Consider the following 19,736-nt stretch of genomic DNA (forward strand, 5'->3'; position numbering starts at 1 on the left):
AATTGTTTATCCAAAGCTCGGTTTTTTCTATCTTGAAATTGAAACCACAACCAAAAACTTTTATTGTATGAAAGCATCAGATTTATTTGTAAAAGCACTGGAAAAAGAAGGTGTGGAATATATTTTTGGCCTTCCCGGAGAGGAGAATCTTGATATACTGGAGTCTTTAACGGATTCAAAGATTAAATTAATTTTAACCAGACATGAGCAAGGGGCCGGTTTTATGGCGGCCACCTACGGAAGGCTAACAGGTAAACCAGGGGTATGTATGTCAACACTTGGACCTGGTGCTACCAATTTGTTTACTCCTGGAGCTTACGCTCAATTGGGTGCCATGCCCATGTTAATGATAACTGGTCAAAAGCCAATTAAAAAAAGCAAGCAGGCGCGCTTTCAGATAATAGATGTGGTCGATATGATGCGCCCTATCACCAAATACACGAAGCAAATTGTAGATGGCAATGTAATCGCTTCTAATATTCGGGAAGCTTTTCGCTTGGCCACTGAAGAACGTCCGGGAGCTGTACACCTGGAGTTACCGGAAGACATTGCCCAAGAGGAAGTGGATGATCATGTATTCGATGTGGTAAGCCATTTATTGCCCAAACCGGACGATGCCGCTATTTTAGCTGCGACTGAGATGATTCAAAAGGCTAAGATGCCCCTATTACTAATTGGAGCTGGTGCCAACAGGAAAGTGATATGCAAAGCCCTTGCAGATTTTGTAGACAAAACAGGAATCTACTTTTTCACTACCCAAATGGGAAAAGGGGTTATCGATGAGCGACACCCACAATATCTTGGAACAGCAGCGCTTTCAAGCAATGATTTTGTGCATGCTGCCATAGATGAATCTGACCTAATTATCAATGTAGGTCATGATGTTATTGAGAAACCTCCTTTCTTTATGAAGCAGGGTGGTAAAAAAGTTATACATGTCAATTTCTCTGCAGCCGAAGTAGACCCGGTATATTTCCCACAATTAAATGTTGTTGGTGATATTACCAGTTCTGTTGAGAAATTATCGGAAGCAGTAAAACCTTCTAAAAGTTGGGATTTTAATTTTTACAAAAAAGTAAAATCTGAGGTTTCTCAACATCTAAGCAAATATTTTGAAGATGAACGCTTCCCTACCTTACCCCAAAGGTTAGTCAATTTACTGAGGAATAAACTTGGGGAAAAAGATGTGATCACCTTAGACAATGGAGTGTATAAAATCTGGTTTGCCAGGAATTATACTTGTTATCATCCCAATACTCTTTTGCTAGACAATGCTTTGGCAACCATGGGGGCCGGTCTCCCATCTGCCATGTGTGTTAAATTATTAAACCCAGACAAAAAAGTAGTAGCTATTTGCGGTGATGGAGGATTTATGATGAATTCTCAGGAACTGGAAACAGCAGTACGATTGGGATTAAACATGGTGGTAATTATCCTCAATGATGAATCCTATGGCATGATCAAATGGAAACAAGAAGACATGGGCTTTAAAGATTTTGGTTTAGACTTTAAAAACCCTGACTTCGTGCAGTATGCCAATAGCTATGGGGCACACGGTCATCGCCCAGAGAGTGACAAGGAATTACAAGAAATTCTGGATAAAGCACTTAACAACCCGGGCGTACATGTAATCGACCTAAAAGTTGATTATTCTCTAAACCACCCGATCTTAAATGTAATGTTGAAAGAAAAAATTTCTAAGTTATGAATGAGGAATTAAAAGTATATTCACCTTATGACAATACACTAATAGGCACTTTACCTATGACCAACGCGGAAGAGTTGGAAAAAATAATAGAAACCGCTCATGTCCTTTTCCAGGACAGAAAGCAATGGATTCCGGCCCATAAAAGGATTGCTATATTGGAAAAGGCCAGGGCAATAATGGAGGGAAAAATTGAAGAACTGACCAACAAAGCTGCTCAAGAAGGAGGAAAGCCTTACCAAGACTCCAAAGTAGAAGTAAAAAGGGCCATCAACGGATTGAAAATTGCAACCGAAGAAATCTCCCATATGAAAGGTGGGCAGATCCCTATGGGAATCACTGAATCTTCAATGAATAGGCTGGCATTTACCATCCGTGAGCCTATTGGTGTGGTAGCTTCCTTGTCCGCGTTCAACCATCCTTTAAACTTGATTGTTCATCAAGTGGTTACTGCATTTGCAGCAGGTTGCCCAGTTATCGTCAAACCAGCAAGCAAAACACCATTTTCTTGCCTGGCATTGGTAGAAATACTTAAAGAGGCTGGAGTACCAGAGGGCTGGGTTCAATCCATCAACTGTAGCAATGAACTCGCTGAAAAATTAATAAAAGACCATAGAATCAATTTTCTATCCTTTATAGGTTCTGCCAAGGTTGGCTGGTCACTTAAATCTAAAATGGCTCCTGGAACCAGGTGTGCATTGGAACATGGAGGTGCAGCCCCAGTGATAGTTGAACCAGATGCGGTTATGGAAGACATGGTGCCTTTATTGGTTAAAGGCGGTTTTTACCATGCTGGACAAGTTTGTGTGTCGGTACAGAAGGTGTTTGCCCACAGCTCTATAGCAGAAAAGCTGGCTAAAGACATTGCCGACGCAGCGAAAAAATTAAAAGTTGGCGACCCATTGGCAAAGGATACGGAAGTTGGGCCATTGATACAAACTGGAGAAGTGGACCGAGTGGATGAATGGGTAAAAGAAGCCATTTCAGGCGGTGCTGAGCTATTGTGTGGTGGTAAAAAAATCAGTGATACTTGTTATGAACCTACCGTATTACTTAATCCTTCAAATGATGCCAAAGTTTCAAAAGAAGAGATATTTGGTCCAGTTGTGTGTGTGTATGCCTACGATGATAGAAACGAAGCCATTGACTTGGCCAATAGCTTGGAGCTCCATTTTCAAGCTGCCGTTTTCACAAAAGACCTTGACATCGCCTTAGATACAGTACACAAATTAAATGCTACCGCCGTTATGGTAAATGACCATACTGCCTTTAGGGTAGATTGGATGCCATTTGGTGGAAGGGATGCTTCTGGGGAAGGAATGGGGGGAATACCTTATTCCATGCACGAAATGACACGTGAAAAACTCATGGTCTTCAAAAGTAAATTATTGCCTTGATCAATATTTACTCGTTTTATTAAAATGGCTTTTCGAATCAGTTGAAAAGCCATTTTTTTGTCCATATCTAGTGAACATTAGAATTCACCCTGAAAATTAGCCAGATAAAGTGAGAGTAAACTACCCTGAAAAAACGGCCTCTTTCTCCAATACAGATTAACCATCCCCCATTATAGCTCAATTAATAGGGGCTACAAAAATTTTATTTTTTGTTTAGAAACATATATTGTGATATTTTAGAGTGTCATAAATAATTCAGCAGTATCTATGAATTCTAATGTTGATTTTTATTTCGCTAAAGGCAAAAAATGGCAGGCAGAATTGAGCCTATTAAGAAAGGTGATTTTGGAATTCCCATTGACCGAAGAATTGAAATGGGGTGTTCCATGTTACACAATGCCCTCAAGCGCCTCCACCAAAAAAAGCAATAATGTTCTATTGATTCATGCTTTTAAGGAGTACTGTGCCGTATTGTTTATTAAAGGAGCATTATTAAAAGATGCTGACAAGGTACTTGTTCAACAAACTGAAAATGTGCAGTCAGCTAGGCAAATGCGGTTTACAAATGAAGAAGAAGTCCAAAGGCTTTCACCAACCTTAAAACTTTTAATCAAGGAGGCCATTTCAATTGAGAAAAAAGGATTAACAGTACCAAAGAAAAAAACAACAGAATATGCCATTCCTGAAGAATTTCAGAAGGAACTTGATAAAGACCCTGAACTACTTGCTGGCTTTAAATCACTAACTCCAGGTAGGCAAAGAGCCTATCTATTGTATTTTTCCTCAGCAAAGCAATCCAAAACCCGGTCTTCAAGAATAGAAAAATACAAGCACAATATCCTTAATGGAAAAGGATTGGATGATTAACAGGACCTTTGCTTAGAAAGCTCAAAAAATAAGAGAGAACCATGAACCTTGGAGTAGACCATTATTTAGCAGACGGCTGTGAACGTTGTCCATTGGGAGCTACTCCGGCTTGTAAGGTGAATAACTGGAAGGAGGAATTGAAGCTTTTAAGAAAAATTATTCTTAGCTGTGGTCTCACAGAACAGGTTAAGTGGGGTGTTCCTTGCTATACAATTCATAACCCTAAAACCAGCAAGTCAGAAAGCAATGTATTAATTATGAGTGCCTTTAAAGAATATTGCTCAGTAAGCTTTTTTAAAGGAGCACTACTCAAAAATGTAGACAATCTCCTTGAAAAACCTGGCGAAAACACACAAGCTGCTAGATTAATCAAATTCACCAATGTTCAACAAATATTGGATAATGAGAACCACATTCGAAAATGGATTTTTGAAGCCATAGTAGTGGAAAAGGCAGGCTTAAAGGTAGAAAATAAACAAAACCCAACCGAAATCCTCCCCGAGGAATTAAAGGTCAAATTCATTGAAAACCCAGACTTTAAATTGGCTTTCCATGCATTAACCCCAGGAAGACAAAGAGGCTATATTTTGTACTTTTCACAACCAAAGCAAGAAAAGACCAGGCTGTCTCGAATAGATAAATACCTTCCAAATATTATGGAAGGAAAAGGCATGCAGGATAAATAGCCTTTTCAATTAAAAATAAATAAGTATTCAGCAAATAACATGGAGAAGAAAATCGCGATTCTAAGAGGGATTAATGTTGGTGGTAAGAAGAAAATTTTGATGGCGGACCTAAAATCCATGTTTGAAGGATTGGGCTATTCAGAGGTCTTAACATATATCCAAAGTGGTAATGTGATTTTCACTTCTGAAAATCACATTACTGAAACAGAAATGGCTGAAGCCATAGAAATAGCAATTAAAAATAAATTCGGTTTTGATGTTCCAGTAATCGTATTAGCTGCCAAGGAGATACAAAACACTTTTAAAAACAATCCATTTTATGGAGCTACTGATACAGACATCTCAAAACTCCACGTGACCTTCTTAGCTGATGAACCTGAAATCGAACTGCTTAATAAGATTCAAGCTTTGGATTTCAGTCCTGATAAATTTGATATTATAGGAAGAACTGTTTTTATTTATTGCGAAGGAAAATACCATCAGTCCAAGTTAACCAATAACTTTTTTGAGAGTAAACTTAAAACCTCAGCAACTACAAGGAACTTAAAAACTGTCAAAAAACTTTGCGAATTAAGCCAATAAACCCATCCAATAAAAAGAACATGAACTTATAGCCAATGAAATCCATAAGTAATTTAAACCCGAAATATGCAATAGACATTCTATTACGGCTGAAATCGCTTTAAAATACCCAATCGTTGCTGTTTTCAATTTCACCATAGCGGTGCTATGCTAAAATCTCCAAACAGTCTGATTTTCTTGCGATTGCAACACTTCCCGTAAACACGGAACAGGCATCACCCCTGACTATCGTCATGGCCAGGAAATCCTATTAAATAATCCGAGTTAAAAATTCAATTGTCCTACTTTTAAAAAATCGAGCATATATAAATTCCCAAAATATTTAACCAAACCAATCCCATGAAAAGAATTGTATTGATTTTATGCTTTGCCTTATCGGCATTGTATACCCATGCGCAGGTGGACAATTATGAAATCGTTGAGAACATCCCTTATTATGGGGATGAATTGAGGAAATCAGATGCTTACATTGCTGAGCGCTGTGTGCTGGATATTTATTACCCTAAAGACCTGAAAAGTTTCGCTACAATAGTTTGGTTCCATGGTGGCGGAATCACTTCCGGGAAGAAAGAAATTCCAGAACCTTTAAAAAACAAAGGAGTAGCTGTGATTGGGGTAAACTATAGATTATCTCCAAAAGTCAAAGCCCCCGAATACATAAAAGATGCGGCCGCAGCAGTTGCCTGGGCCTTTCAAAACATTGCCGACTATGGAGGAGACCCTACAAGTATTTTTGTTTCCGGACACTCTGCCGGTGGCTATTTGGCGAGTATGATAGGCTTGGATAAATCCTACCTTGCAGCCCACAAAATAGATGCAAATGACATTGCCGGATTGATTCCTTTTAGCGGTCATACGATTACACATTTCACTATACGCGGTGAGCAAGGAATCCCTGGAGAACAACCTACCATAGATAAATATGCGCCATTGTTCCATGTCCGAAAAGATGCTCCTCCACTTTTATTGATCACAGGAGACCGTGAACGCGAACTTCTGGGAAGGTATGAGGAGAACGCATACCTAATGCGTATGATGAAAGTAGTGGGACATAAAGAAACTGTCTTGTATGAAATGGATGGTTATGGACATGGAATGACGCATCCTGCCTTTCCTTTATTAATCAATGAAGTCAAAAGAATTACGGGGAAATAAACCTTGCTATATTGCATGTCTCAATTTTGCACAGTTTCTAGGGAAAAATGAGGCTTCAGTGAAAAACAATGATCCCTAATAAAGCCCTTATAGACTTAAAAACCAGATTTCAGGAAATAAATTTAACTAAAACCATACCTATGGATCAGTCCAATATTACAGATATTCCCACTGTTTACTCAAAAATTCAAGCGAAATCCAAGGAGATTGGCTTTAGCATGCCTTCTGATTTGTACATTGGTAGTTTGCTAAAAACACTTATTTCCTCCCGTACAAATGCCAATATTCTGGAATTGGGCACAGGGATCGGCTTGTCCTTGGCATGGATGGTGGATGGATTAGGAAAAGATGGTTTACTTACCACCATTGATAACGATCCCGAATTAACGGAAATTGCAAAGGATTTTTTTGGAACAGACCCAAGGCTTTCTATTCTTTGTGAAGATGGAGAAAAATGGATAAAAAGCTATTCGGGCCCACAATTCGATTTAATCTTTGCAGATGCATGGCCAGGTAAATACAGCCAGATAGATGAAATTTTTTCTATGGTAAAAGTCGGTGGCTTTTACATAATTGATGACATGAATCAACAAGAAAACTGGCCAATAGGACATGCTGAAAAAGCCGAAAACTTAGTTAAATACCTTGAGAATAGGAATGACTTTAACCTAACCAAAATGAATTGGTCAACGGGTGTAATTCTCATGACAAAAATAAAGTAGACTTAGGGAAAACATTAATATTTCGAATATTAACCTATCCCAAAGAACTGGAAGAAATTGAATTTAGAGGACTCGTTTTAGTCTAAAAATCGTAAATAGCACATTCAAACTTTAAGGACATTAAAATGGCTTTACCCAATATATTTAACAAAAGTGTAACGGATGAAATGATTGCACGAATCAATAAGCTGAAAGCGGATACAAAACCTGAATGGGGTAAAATGTCGGCCCCCCAAATGCTTGCCCACTGCAACGTCACTTATGAAATGGTGTACGAGAACAAACATCCCAAACCAAATTTTTTCATGAAGTTTATTTTAAAAACTTTTGTGAAAAACATAGTTGTAGGTGAAAAACCATACAAACGCAATTCCCAAACAGCTCCGGCTTTCCTGATTACTGATTCCAGGGATTTTGATTTAGAGCGTAAAAGACTTATTGGCTATCTAAATCAAACACAGCAACTAGGAGAAAAAAGCTTCGATAACAAGGAATCTCATTCCTTTGGTAAGCTTAGTAAAGTAGAGTGGAACAATATGTTCTACAAGCATCTTGACCACCATTTAACGCAATTTGGGGTTTAAATAATTTTAGCAAATTCATTTTTCCCATAATCTAACGGCACGATCATAATGAGCTGATCCAGGTTAAGGAATTTAGACGCTTCAGTAACTTTCGATTCAGTAAACATCGTTTGGAAGCGATAGCTTCCAAAACCTTATGGAAAAAAGTAGTCCACTTACAAATTCATAGTCCTCTTGAAGAAAATAGACTCATTTTACCACAATACGCCTGAACCTGAGCGAAGTGTATTTTTGGCTATCAGCAATTTCATACTATCCCTGGATGGAAATATCAGCACTGATTTGAAATACGGCATGCCCTTTTTTAGCTATAAGAATAAAATGTGTTGTTACCTCTGGAAAGACAAGAAAACAAATGAACCCTATTTCGGGATTGTTGAGGGAAATAGAATTAACCACCCCCAACTTGAAAAAGGCAATCGAAGTCGGATGAAGATTTTACGCGTTGACCCGAACCTGGACATTGACATAGAGACCATCGGTGAGATTTTAAATAGCGTAATTGCCCTGTATAAAGATGGGACCATCAAAACCAAATAGTAGGGCTGCTAGGTTTTCGGCAGGGATTTTGGCAACAAAAATAGCTAAGCCATTATAATTAGAATTTCAATCTGATGTTAGTCTTTCACCAATAAACAAATGGTAATAAATCATTTATAAAGTTAAAAGTTCACACCATCAATTTCTAATTCCCATAGGAATAGCTTATAATAGTAATTAATTCTACCAACAAGCCCAAAAGAACCAAACATGAACTTATACAACTATAAACGAAGAGAGCTACGAAACGGCATTCACTTATTAGGTGCTATCCTTATATTGACTAGTATTTTCGTCTTATTAAGTCCATTGTTTATTGAAGCTGGGGAAAAGTTGCAGAAAACTCTTTGGGTAGGTATCAGTGCATTCATTGCAGGACTCCTTATTATCAATACCTATGAGGGAACATTGATTAATCTTGACGACAATAAGGTCAAGGATTACTTTTCATTTTGTGGTTTTAAAACCGGGAATTGGAGAAAACTTCCTGTAGTAAAAGCCATTAAGTTAGTTCCTATTGAGCAAAAAACAAGCAACACTCCAAATGGAATAAGTCCGACCTTTAGCACGATTAAATCCAGTTATAAAATCATCCTCTTTTTTTCTCCTGAACATCCTACTTATGCCTTTTCCTATACCAATAAAACTGTAGCTCAAAAGAAGTTGAAATTACTATCAGAAAAGCTTTTGGGAGATAAAATTCATGGAATCAACGTAGATTAAAATTTTATGAAGCGATTGTTTTTCTTGCTCGGTATATTTTTCATTGGCTTGCTCCTTATTGCAATCCTATATCAAAACATTTTACTTTATTTTATCAGCAATTCCATTTATGGACTTCCTTCCTTTGGAAAATGGCTCTTGGTTGTTACAAGCATGGGCATAGTTGTCAATGGTTTTGGACTTGCCTATTATTATCACAAAGGGTACAACCAACCCCTTCTTTTAGGTGCATTATTGGCTCTTCTTGAGATCTGCCAAGGCATTATTTTATATTTAATTGTTATTAACAATGCATTTGCGCAATTGGGATCTTACTTTCTTTTTATAACTGGATTTAAATTGAATGCCGGACTTCTATATGGTTTCAGTCTGGTTCTATCTAAAACAAGGAAAGTTATTTATTTGAAGATAATGGGCATACTCATTTTGATCATAGTCGGAATAGCTTTGAGCATTTTTTCTTTGGTTTTGATGTATCCAGCCCTAGAAAAAAACGAAACCATAGAATTTATTTCCTTGGGGTTATCCTTTGCAGGCTTATTAACACCGGTACCCTTGGCACTGTTGTTTTACCATGAATCAAAGTGGAGCAAAAAAAATGATGAAATAAAAGCCAACCCTGATCTTTATTATGCCCTTGCAGGACTTGCAGTGGTATTACTCCTTATATTCGCCGGAAAAATAGGCACCCAAGCTTATTGGAAAACGCATATTACGCCGCTGTCAAGGAAACTCGCAGTACCTTTTGAAAAAAGAGTATATACCAATAAAAACGGTGATAAATTGAATTACCGTTTGCTTACACCCTATAAAATAACCCCTTCAATGGCCTATCCTCTTGTTGTTTCTTTGCATGGTGGGGCAGGTTGGGGTACTGATAATTTCAAGCAAATTGAAGGATCACTTTTTGCTAGAATGTTTTCAAAAATTGAAAACAGAAAAAAATACCCAGCATATATTCATGTACCACAGGCTCCACCAGGTTCTTCATGGGGAAATCTGCCAAACCATACCACAATTGACAGTTTGGTATTTGAGTCCATCAATGCTTTAGAGAAAGAATTTAAAATTGATAAAAAGAGGATATATGTTGTCGGACATTCATTGGGAGGATATGGGGCCTGGCACTTTATTGAAACAGCTCCTGACTTATTTGCGGCAGCTATTCCAGTAGCAGGGGAAGGTAACCTTTCAAAGGCATCAGCCTTGGTAAATACCCACATATGGGCTTTTCATGGAGCCAATGATAAGAATGTCCCCGTAAGTGGTTCCAGAGACATGATAGCGGCAATAAAAAAAGAAGGTGGCCACCCAAAATACCACGAAAGTCCCAATGCAGGCCATGGCTGGGGAATTATCGATGAAGAACCAGGATTACTTGATTGGCTTTTTGAGCAAACGAAATAAAACCACTTAACCAGGCTTAATCCTGGTTAGCCATGAAATCATTTTCCACCATTGTTTGCTGAAAAATCTCAGCTATCTCCTTCTCTTCTACAACCCGGTCAAAAACAGCCAAGCCTCCAATTTGTCCATTGAAAAAGTTTCCCATTCCTCTGGAAAGTACTACTGCCCCCACTGTAAAATCCGAACCGTTGTTTCCTATGCCCTCTTTAAATAAATAGGGGTTTTTGGAATGAACCAGGCCAGCAGGAAGCCCTTCAAAACCTTTGGTATTATTGATAGGCTCAGGTGCTCTTTCCTGAAACTCGCCGTCTAAAAATGCTTTAATATACTCTCCGTCATAGGTAAAAGCAATATAGTGCCATTTCCCTTTGGTTAGTTTTTGCTTACTTGCTGCATAATCGCAACTGTAAGGAAAAGGTGGTGTAGGACCACCGGAATAAGAAATATGGCCACAAACCTGAGCTGCGCCATTATAATGAGGGAGGTCTACAAACAATCCATATTGACGTTTACCTCCATCCGTATATTCATTCCACATTCCACCGACAAACCCAGTCTTGCCTTCCCACTTTACCCAAGCCATTACCGTAACACCTTGATTTTTACCATGTATATTAAGCTCAGCCGTATTTTCATAAGGCAAAGAGAAAAAAGCTTCATTTTCCATACGGGCTGAATATCCTGTCAATGGTCCCTCGGCAACTCTTTCAACACTTCCATTCCTTTCTTTAAGTGGAAATTCTCCCTTACCTACGGCCAACCTTTCATGGCCTGCCTCTTCTTCAAAACCCCAGACAGCTACAAGACCATCCCTTTCCTGAAGTTGGATCATGGGATCGCTTTCCTTACAGCTGAGCAGAAGGATAACAGGAATCAAAAAATACGCGAATTGTGAAAATTTCATGGTAGACAATTTAGTAGTTGATCAAATATAATAAAGGAACCTGATTCAACAAGGCATTTCCCCAGTCTCAAACCCTTTCTATATCTAGTTTTACTTATTACAAATCAAAGCAGGATAATTTGAAAATGAAATTTGCCACAAGGTTTTTCACCTAACTATTCCTAGATCACCCAATATTCTATATATTGTTTACTTCTTTAGCTATTTGTAATTGAGAAGATGAAATTTATCAATATGAAAAGACAACCATATCTGTCATGGATGATGAAACCCTTTGTTTTTTTCTTGCTTTTTGTACTGGCCTCCTGCTCAGAAAAAACAAAAAATGAAGAAGAGACACCTAGGCAACCTAATATACTGTTCATCTTCACCGACGACCATGCCTTTCAAGCCATTAGTGCTTATCAAAGTCGTCTGGCAGATTTGGCTCCTACTCCCAATATTGACAGGATTGCAGCTAAGGGAATTCTTTTTAACAAAGCCTATGTAACCAATTCTATATGTGCTCCTTCAAGAGCTTCAGTGCTCACGGGAACACATAGTCATGTAAATGGGCATAGAACAAATGCAGATACTTTTGATGGTAGTCAAATCACCTTCCCTAAACTTCTCAGAGAAAATGGCTACAACACTGCATTGATAGGCAAATGGCACTTGAAATCTGTACCCACAGGCTTTGATCATTGGGAAATCCTTCCTGGCCAAGGGCACTATTACAATCCTGATATAATTTCTGCTACAGACACTACGATTGCAGAAGGCTATGTTACGGATATTATTACAGACAAGTCTTTGAAATGGCTGTCTGAAAATCAGGATAGTGGAAAACCTTTTTTGCTTATGCTTCAACACAAAGCACCTCACCGAAAATGGGAAAAAGGTCCTGAGCATTTAGACCTTTATGAAGAGCTTACCTTCCCCGAACCAGACAACTTATTTGATGACTATCCCACCAGAGGTACTGCAGCCAAAACACAAGACTTGAGCATAAATAAAACCATGGATTTGGCTTCTGATTTAAAGATATGGACAGATGAAAATAAAAAAGGTCCAGTATTTAATCGTACCTATGGACGAATGAATGACAGCCAACGTGCCAATTGGGATGCTACTTATGATCCAATTATAGCAGATTTTCAGGCTAAAGACCTTAAAGGTGATGATTTGATCCGATGGAAATACCAAAGGTACATGAAGGATTACCTGGCCACTATTAGATCAGTGGATGACAATGTGGGACGTGTATTGGATTACCTTGAGGAAATTGGGCTCAGCGAAAACACTTTGGTGGTATACACTTCAGATCAGGGGTTTTATTTGGGAGAGCACGGTTGGTTCGACAAGCGTTTTATGTATGAAGAATCTTTCAGAACGCCCTTATTAATGCAATGGCCAGGTAAAATCCCGGAAGGGATTACCAGTGACAAACTTGTTTCAAATCTTGATTTTGCCCAGACATTTTTGGATTTGGCAGATATTCCTGCCCCAGACCGCATGCAAGGCCGCAGTTTAGTTCCTTTGATGATGGGGAATACTCCAGAAGATTGGCGAGACTACTTGTATTATCATTACTATGAATTCCCTGCGGTTCATAGTGTTAGAAAACACGAAGGTGTTACAAGTGAAAGGTATAAATTAATGCATTTTTATGAATTGGACGAATGGGAACTCTATGACCTTGAAGCTGATCCCACCGAAATGAATAACATCTATAACGACAGTTCCTACGATTCCATTAAAACCGCCATGACGGATCGCTTAAAACGTATCAAGACCCAATATGGAGTCATCGTACCCAAAAGCAATTATTAAGTCAATACCAAGCTCAAAACCATGCGAATAACTAATCCTCTAATCCTAATTGTATTTATTGTTTTCGGTTGTGGACAAAGCAATAAAAATGAAGAATCCAAAACATTAACCGGAGCTGATAGCCTTATTGTCAAGCTTGACGAATCAAATCAACAGGTACAGGTTTTTAGAAAGGGAGATTTGAAAACACCTCTTCTAACACAGGTGGCGGAAACAGATTTCAGGCCTTATATACATCCAATAGTGGCTCCTGATGGTAAAGGCATTCTGACAGAAAAAAGCCCCAATCACCACAAGCATCAAACGGGAATCTATTGGGGATTTACAAGGGTGAATCAAAGAGATTTTTTCCATAATCCAGGAGGAGATTATTGGAAAAAAGTCGCTGTCAACGTATTGGAAGAAGAAGGTGAGCGTATTTCTTGGCAAACAGTCTACGAAATGCTGGACAGCTTGGGGAATTCTTTAATGACAGAAACGCAGACCTGGACCTTAAAAGCCCAAGGACAGCAATACCTACTAGACCTGGATTGGAACGGTCAGGCCCAACAGGACCTAACGATAGGGAAGTATGATTATGGTGGGCTATTTGTCCGGATGCCCTGGAAGGAAGGCATAGAAGCAGAAATCATCAATACTGCTCGACAAGTAAATGAAATGGCCGAAGGAAAAAATTCAATGTGGATCAACCTGGGCATGCAGGTAGAAGGAAGGGAAAATAGGGCAAATATTGCTCTGTTTGATCATCCTGACAATAAAGGCTACCCGCAAAAATGGAGAGTGGACAACCAATTTGGGCTGGGGCCTGCCTATACCAGAGATGAAGATTGGAAAATTGATAGTGGTGCCAATGAACAAATTAAACATCGGTTATTTTTCTACACCGATGAATTCAATGATGTTGCCATCACTGAGGCCTGGGCCGAATATACAGATCGAAAAGGCAAGTACAACACTGCCTCATTGTGGCAATTGGCCAGAGATGAAGGTCGAAAAGCTAAATTCCTAAACCCACAAGAGGCCATTGCGGCAATGACAATAAAACCTGGTTTTAAAGTCAATGTATTTGCTTCAGAACCTATGATTACCCAACCCATGGCATTTTGCTGGGATGATAAGGGAAGGTTATGGATAGCTGAAAACAAGGATTATGAATCTAGGCAAGATGGATTTTCAAACAGCGGAAATAGCCGGATACTCATCCTTGAGGACAGTGATGGAGATGGACAAGCTGACACGAAAAAAGTCTTTATGGAAGGCCTGGCCTTTCCTGCAGCACTGGCTGTAGGTTTTGATGGTGTATATGTAGGAGCACCACCAAACCTCCTTTTTATCCCTGACAAAGATCAGGATGACAAAGCAGATGTAGAGGATATTGAAGTATTGCTAACCGGATGGGGCATAAGAGATAGACATGAGACACTGAACAGCTTACATTGGGGACCTGATGGCTGGCTCTATGGTCTTCAAGGTTTTGCCACACCTTCCAAAATAAGAAATCCTACTGAGGAAGAAAAAACAAAATTGTATTACCACAAAGACCCCTTCCCTGAGGACCTACTTGAAGCCGATGGAGTAGACATTAATGGTGGGGTATGGCGGTACCACCCTACGCAACACAATTTTGAAGTAGTGGCTCACGGTTTTAGCAATCCTTGGGGAATAGATTACGATGCCAAAGGCCAACTCATCATGTCTGCCTGTGTCATTCCCCACCTATGGCATGTGATACCAGGCGGAATTTATCACAGGCAAGGAGGGCAGCATTTCAACCCTTATGTATATGAGGACATTAAAACAATCACTGATCACAGTCACCGTTCTGCGCATGGAGGTGCAAGAATTTACCAGTCAGATGCCTTTCCTGAAGAAGAAAGAGGAAAGGTTTTTATGGCCAATATCCACGAACATGCCGTCTTAACAGACAAGTTAGTACCAAATGGTTCGGGTTTTATAGGCAAGCATGCAGATAATTTCTTAATGGCCAATAATGCCCAGTGGGTAGGCTTTAGCATGGAAGTGGGGCCTGATGGTGGCGTTTATGTATTGGACTGGCATGATGCTGATATTTGCGGACAAGAAGTCCTAAATGGTGAAACGGGAAGGGTTTTTAGAATAATGCCTGAAAAGAGCTTGGCAGAAAACTGGAAAGGACGTTACTCAGACCTCAATTTACTTTCTGATCTGGAACTGGTAGAATTGCAAAGCAGCAAGAGTGACTGGCATGCCAGAAGAGCCCGGGGTATTCTTCAAAAAAGGGCATATAAGGGTGAAATAGAAGAAAAAGCGATAAAAGCATTAAAGGTACTTTTTGCTAATAAAAAGAATCCTGACCTAAGGTTAAGGGCACTTTGGACCTTGCATCAGACAAGAAATTGGCAAACAAGTGAACTGATTCAGAATCTAAGAGATGCTGATCCCTATGTTCGTTCTTGGTCAATTCAGTTGCTTTGTGAAACCAAAACCCCACCAGAAGAGGCGCGAAGTTTATTTTTAGAAATGGCCAAAAATGACCCCTCTCCTACTGTGAGGCTTTATCTGGCTTCAGCTTTACAACGGATACCTGAAAACTGGAAATGGGACCTGGTAACTGATTTATTAAGCAGGAATGAGGACAGCAATGACCATAATGTGCCCAAACTTATATGGTTTGGCATATCTGACCTAATTGAAAAAGACCCAGAAAGATTTATGGCATTGGCCAACCAGTCCCAAATACCTTTGCTAACCGGATACATGGCAAGAAGAGCTGTGGATGGGGAAGAATTGAAACACCTCGTAAGCACCATCCAAATGGCTACTTCCAATAAAGTTTTATTACTTGAAGGCATGATCAATGGTATGGAAGGGAGAACGGATTTAATTGCGCCTGATAATTGGAAAAAGCTGGAAAGTCAGTTAAAAGGTAATAATTCTACTGTCAAGCTTGCTGAAGACATCAGTGCCTTATTTGGAGATGCGGAAGCTACACAAAAAGCACTGGCCAATTTAAAAGGCAATTCTGCAAGTCGTGAAGACAAAATAAAATCCCTTCAATTACTGACGGCCAGGCAAAAAAATGAATTGGTCCCATTACTCCCGGATTTATTCAAAGATAAAGAAATGCGTACAACCGCTATCCGGTCTGCTGCTGCTTTCAATAACGAGCATTTGGGCAGGGAACTTATAAAATTGTACCCAAATTCATCTGCTGAGGATAAAATAGCCATTCTCCAAACCCTGTCATCACGCCCAAGGTATGGCAATCTACTTTTGGACGAAATTAAAGCTGAAAATATTGTGAAAAAGGAAATCCCCGTCACCTTGGCCAGGCAGCTTCATAGGGTAATTGGGAGTGGCTTTGTTGAATTTTGGGGTCCAATAGAGCATGTGCCTAATGATGCGGCGGCCTATGACAGCTACCGATCAATTCTAACAACAAAAGCACTGGAAAAAGCAGACCTTAAAGCGGGAAAACGGCTTTTTATGCAATCTTGTGGGACTTGTCACAAAATGTTTGGGGAGGGAGCTGAAATAGGTCCTGATCTGACTGGGTCCAACCGAGCGAACACAGATTATATTCTCCTTAATGTACTTGAGCCTAGTGCTGAAATTCAGGATGCTTATAAATTGGTAGTCATCACCACAATGGATGGTCGTACTTACACAGGTAACGTTGTGGCTGAAAACGGTAAACAGTTAACCTTAAAAATCGCTGGACAGGAGCCTGTGAAAATCAACAAGTCTTCCATTCAAAACAAAGAAATAACCAATGTCTCTTTAATGCCTCCTGGTTTATTTGAGTCATTGAACGAGAAAGAAATTGTGAATTTAATGGCCTACCTTAAAAGCTCGAAAAAAATAGATTAATAAAGGTAACCATTGTTAAATTTAATTCTAATGCCTGCCGAATTGTTCAGCAAATGGGTCCATTTTGAGGATGGATTTCCCCAAGTTGGATGGTCGCCAAGGTAACGTCCTAAGTCGTAGGATAGCTTGTAATAAACGGACAAGTAGGGATTAAATTCAAAATTAAATCCCGCTTTTGGCGCCAGTACACCTTTGGTAAATACTTGGGTTGTCCTTTCAGAAGAAAGGACAACATTTTGATCAGTCTTTAAATTAATGAATTGAAAACCTGCTTCTATTCCTGAGAAAAATGAAAAGTTACTTTTGACAAAATAATCATAACGAAAAGATCCTTTGGTTTCAAACAACTGTTGATGCTGATCTGCTAGGCCATCTTCTGAATTGTATCGATTCAATCTATAAGCCCCAATATTAAACCCATAACTTACAGAATGGGCAAAACGGTAATCATTTACATGATGATTAAAACCAAGCTCATAGCCTAAAGAAGGCCTGTAAACACTCTTTTCCTGACCAAACAAAACTTTTTGGGCTAAGCCACCACTTATTTCAACCTGTTGGCCAAAACCATTACTGGTACTTAAAAAAAATACAAAGCTTATAAAGATGGCCATTTTTAACCTCTCAATAAATTTTAATTTTCTGCAATCCATAAAGTTTTAAGATAGTTTAATTTTTCAACGCGAAATACGCCATAGTTTTCCAATTGGAATCACTTCCCAATGAAAATAAAGTCGATCAACACTATTGGATAATTTGGGTTTTAAAGGAATAAATGCCTAAACAATATCCATTCCAAAAATTACAGAATTGATATTTTAGTCTTCATTACTTTGAGTCAGATAGAACTTAAACGGTAAATCGCTTAATTCATTGTAAAATCTAAATAACTTACTTTTCGACCAAAGCCCAAGCAATCCATGCTTCAAAACCCAAAGAAAAAATTACCTTTGTGATCAAACTTTTATAACCTTTGGCAGCAACAGACAACGGAACATATATTTGGAATCATGAACTGGCGACTTTACATTTATTAAAAGAAAAGGCCATATGGATAGCGGAGGAAAACAGCCTCTTGTTGGCTGACACTCACTTTGGTAAAGCTGCTCATTTTCGAAAGGCAGGTATACCTGTTCCAGAAAACATTCATTTGGCTGATTTTACTCGAATCCACGAATTATTGACTTCTACTGGTGCTTCTAAAGTATTATTTTTAGGAGACCTGTTTCACAGTGCTGCCAATGGAAGCTGGTTTACATTACTTGAATTTATTGAATTGCATCCCAATATTGATTTCCATTTGGTAATGGGCAATCATGATATATTGACAGATACTATTTACAAAGACAGCCCATTATTAATTCACTCAGGAAATTTAAAAATGGGCAATTTGCTCTTAAGCCATAAACCTCAAGAAGGACTACCTAAGGGTATTTTAAATATTTGTGGCCATATCCATCCAGGTATAGTCTTAAAGAAAAATGGTAAACAAAGCTTTAGATTGCCGGCCTTTTATCATAAAAACAACACATTGATTATGCCTGCATTTGGTCAATTTACCGGATTATTTTGCATGGATGTAAAAAGTGCCGAAAGCGTCATGGTAACAACTCCAGAAAAGGTAATTCCAATCAAATTAAATAATAAGGTTGGTTAAGTTAATATACCTGATTAATTTTGACAAACACACTATTATGTGATGGCTAAATTTAAGAGAAAAAAAACGAGACTGGGAAGTTATAAATTTGCCAGCGTATTATTCAGCATAACCCTATCATTGCTAATGATGGGGCTTTTTGGTGTAATTGCCATTCAGGCGAAAAAGCTAACTTCCATAATACGTGAAAACATAGAAGTTCAGGTATTTCTAAACAAGGAAATGGAGCAATCCAAAATAGACAAGCTCATCAGCCAGATGAGCAAGAAACCCTATGTTCTTAAAAAGGAAGATACTGCCATGCTTCAATTCACAAGCAAGGATGAGGCTGCAGAGGTATTTTTAAAGGAAGTAGGGGAAGATTTCACCCAATTTCTGGATGACAATCCCCTCAGAGATTCTTTTACCTTTTCCATAAATGAGGAATTTCAAACCTCTGAGAAAATTCAAGAAATTGTAACAGAGATCGAAGCTATCCCTGGTGTTTTTGAAGTTACCTATATGCAAGATGTAGTATCTTCTATCAATGAAAACTTATTAAAAGTAGGCATTGTATTGGGAGCATTGATTTTAATTCTACTTATAACGGTGGTGATTTTAATAAGCAACACAATAAAACTGGCTTTATTCTCTCAACGTTTTTTGATCCGAAGCATGCAACTCGTTGGTGCTACAAAGGGATTTATAAGAAGACCGTTTTTGTGGCGTGCCTTCCTTTATGGCGCATTGGGAGGCATTATTGCCTCAGGTATTATTTTCAGCCTCCTGGAATATGGTAAAAATTTCATTGAAGGATTACAATTACTTTACGATATAGAATTGCTCGCCATGTTATTTGGAAGCTTAATTTTATTGGGAGCCTTAATGTCCTGGTTAAGTACTTACCGCTCTATCAATAAATACCTCAACATGTCTTTGGACGAATTATACTAAGAATATGAAAAACAATCCATTGCCTTTTTCGAAAAAAAATTATCAGCTCATGCTTATCGGTATTGCAATCATCGTGGTTGGGTTTGCCATTATGGGATTAGATAGCAGCCCTCATGGGTTTGGCTTTATGGGTTTAACCTTAGGCCCTATTGTAGTATTATCAGGTTTTCTTTTTGAATTTTACGCCATTTTTTATAAAAATAAATAAAAGTA

Annotated in this window: 18 protein-coding genes; 16 read left to right on the top strand and 2 right to left on the bottom strand. The window is 38.7% G+C overall.

Features of this window, described 5'->3' with window-relative positions; translation table 11 throughout:
• The first annotated feature begins 67 nt into the window (after positions 1–67).
• The 11 genes from CA2015_RS23070 (at position 68) to CA2015_RS23120 (ending at position 10,368) form a co-directional block, all read left to right on the top strand.
• Positions 68–1,708, top strand: a complete 1,641-nt coding sequence (locus CA2015_RS23070; protein WP_048644031.1) for an acetolactate synthase large subunit — start codon at positions 68–70, stop codon at positions 1,706–1,708.
• The gene (locus CA2015_RS23075; protein WP_048644032.1) at positions 1,705–3,102 is read left to right on the top strand and encodes an aldehyde dehydrogenase family protein; all 1,398 of its coding nucleotides are present in this window, start codon (positions 1,705–1,707) and stop codon (positions 3,100–3,102) included. The genes CA2015_RS23070 and CA2015_RS23075 overlap by 4 nt, the downstream gene beginning before the upstream one ends.
• Positions 3,103–3,369: 267 nt before the next feature.
• Positions 3,370–3,969: a YdeI/OmpD-associated family protein gene (locus CA2015_RS23080; protein WP_048644033.1), complete on the top strand. Its 600-nt coding sequence runs from the start codon at positions 3,370–3,372 to the stop codon at positions 3,967–3,969.
• A 41-nt stretch (positions 3,970–4,010) separates the two neighbouring features.
• A complete protein-coding gene (locus tag CA2015_RS23085) occupies positions 4,011–4,655 on the top strand; it encodes a YdeI/OmpD-associated family protein (RefSeq protein WP_048644034.1) in 645 nt (214 codons plus the stop codon).
• Positions 4,656–4,694: 39 nt separating this feature from the next.
• Complete coding sequence (locus tag CA2015_RS23090; RefSeq protein WP_048644035.1) at positions 4,695–5,237, top strand: DUF1697 domain-containing protein; 543 nt, start codon at positions 4,695–4,697, stop codon at positions 5,235–5,237.
• A gap of 339 nt (positions 5,238–5,576) precedes the next feature.
• A complete protein-coding gene (locus CA2015_RS23095) occupies positions 5,577–6,392 on the top strand; it encodes an alpha/beta hydrolase (protein ID WP_048644036.1) in 816 nt (271 codons plus the stop codon).
• Between the two features lie 68 nt (positions 6,393–6,460).
• Entirely contained in the window at positions 6,461–7,114 is a 654-nt protein-coding gene (locus tag CA2015_RS23100) for an O-methyltransferase (protein ID WP_316934191.1), read from the top strand.
• Between the two features lie 125 nt (positions 7,115–7,239).
• A complete protein-coding gene (locus CA2015_RS23105) occupies positions 7,240–7,698 on the top strand; it encodes a DUF1569 domain-containing protein (RefSeq protein WP_048644037.1) in 459 nt (152 codons plus the stop codon).
• A 174-nt stretch (positions 7,699–7,872) separates the two neighbouring features.
• Positions 7,873–8,238, top strand: coding sequence for a DUF1801 domain-containing protein (locus CA2015_RS23110; protein ID WP_048644038.1), 366 nt, complete (start codon positions 7,873–7,875; stop codon positions 8,236–8,238).
• Between the two features lie 210 nt (positions 8,239–8,448).
• Positions 8,449–8,961 carry a hypothetical protein gene (locus tag CA2015_RS23115; protein WP_157470576.1) on the top strand — a complete coding sequence of 171 codons (513 nt, stop codon included), beginning with the start codon at positions 8,449–8,451 and terminating at the stop codon, positions 8,959–8,961.
• 6 nt (positions 8,962–8,967) lie between these two features.
• Complete coding sequence (locus CA2015_RS23120; RefSeq protein WP_048644040.1) at positions 8,968–10,368, top strand: carboxylesterase family protein; 1,401 nt, start codon at positions 8,968–8,970, stop codon at positions 10,366–10,368.
• A 16-nt stretch (positions 10,369–10,384) separates the two neighbouring features.
• Here the strand turns inward: CA2015_RS23120 and CA2015_RS23125 are convergent, their stop codons facing one another.
• Positions 10,385–11,272 carry a LamG-like jellyroll fold domain-containing protein gene (locus tag CA2015_RS23125; protein ID WP_048644041.1) on the bottom strand — a complete coding sequence of 296 codons (888 nt, stop codon included), beginning with the start codon at positions 11,270–11,272 and terminating at the stop codon, positions 10,385–10,387.
• A gap of 234 nt (positions 11,273–11,506) precedes the next feature.
• On the opposite strand from CA2015_RS23125, the gene CA2015_RS23130 reads away from it, so the two are divergent.
• Both CA2015_RS23130 and CA2015_RS23135 read left to right on the top strand, forming a co-directional pair.
• A complete protein-coding gene (locus tag CA2015_RS23130; protein WP_169786508.1) occupies positions 11,507–13,084 on the top strand; it encodes a sulfatase family protein in 1,578 nt (525 codons plus the stop codon).
• Between the two features lie 21 nt (positions 13,085–13,105).
• Positions 13,106–16,933, top strand: coding sequence for a PVC-type heme-binding CxxCH protein (locus CA2015_RS23135; RefSeq protein WP_048644042.1), 3,828 nt, complete (start codon positions 13,106–13,108; stop codon positions 16,931–16,933).
• Here CA2015_RS23135 and CA2015_RS23140 read toward each other — a convergent pair.
• Entirely contained in the window at positions 16,930–17,586 is a 657-nt protein-coding gene (locus tag CA2015_RS23140) for a BamA/TamA family outer membrane protein (RefSeq protein ID WP_048644043.1), read from the bottom strand. The two genes, CA2015_RS23135 and CA2015_RS23140, sit on opposite strands and share 4 nt — an antisense overlap.
• Before the next feature lie 320 nt (positions 17,587–17,906).
• On the opposite strand from CA2015_RS23140, the gene pdeM reads away from it, so the two are divergent.
• The 3 genes from pdeM to CA2015_RS23155 are packed head-to-tail and all read left to right on the top strand — an operon-like array spanning position 17,907 to position 19,731.
• Entirely contained in the window at positions 17,907–18,590 is a 684-nt protein-coding gene (gene pdeM, locus CA2015_RS23145) for a ligase-associated DNA damage response endonuclease PdeM (RefSeq protein ID WP_048644044.1), read from the top strand.
• Positions 18,591–18,632: 42 nt separating this feature from the next.
• Positions 18,633–19,523 carry a cell division protein FtsX gene (locus tag CA2015_RS23150; RefSeq protein ID WP_048644045.1) on the top strand — a complete coding sequence of 297 codons (891 nt, stop codon included), beginning with the start codon at positions 18,633–18,635 and terminating at the stop codon, positions 19,521–19,523.
• 4 nt (positions 19,524–19,527) lie between these two features.
• Positions 19,528–19,731: a DUF3098 domain-containing protein gene (locus tag CA2015_RS23155; RefSeq protein ID WP_048644046.1), complete on the top strand. Its 204-nt coding sequence runs from the start codon at positions 19,528–19,530 to the stop codon at positions 19,729–19,731.
• Positions 19,732–19,736 lie beyond the last annotated feature (5 nt).

The organism is Cyclobacterium amurskyense, assembly GCF_001050135.1.
In the GTDB taxonomy this organism is placed as follows: Bacteria; Bacteroidota; Bacteroidia; order Cytophagales; family Cyclobacteriaceae; genus Cyclobacterium; species Cyclobacterium amurskyense.